General features: G+C 72.3%; 1 pseudogene. It reads right to left on the reverse strand.

The features are described from left to right. Positions 1-347: pseudogene (locus TN53_RS48075) on the reverse strand (hypothetical protein); the annotation flags it as partial.

Below are 347 nucleotides of genomic sequence, written 5' to 3' on the forward strand. Positions count from 1 at the left end.
CCAGCAGGTACCGCTGCGCAGGCACGAGCCTGTCCCACCCCGCTACCTGCCCGGCGATCCACACCCCGAGATCCTCGCCCTGGACGACAACCTCCCCCGGCCCGGCCGGGAGCGCCCCACCGGCTTGCACGTGCGCGAGGGTGAGCCGGTAGCAGCGCTGCCAGGCGATCTCCCACACCTCTGGAGCCCATCCGGGATCGATCTCGTTCAGCACTGAGGTGCCATCCGCACCGGTCACCTGCACGGTGCGGTAGGTCCCGGCCGATGCGCCCTCCCCGCTGGGGTAGGAGCCGCCGATCACCGTGATCCGGACGAGCCCCTGCCCGTCGTTGCCGTCGGCCTGGGCG

Source organism: Streptomyces sp. WM6386 (genome assembly GCF_000972385.1).
Classification (GTDB): domain Bacteria; phylum Actinomycetota; class Actinomycetes; order Streptomycetales; family Streptomycetaceae; genus Streptomyces.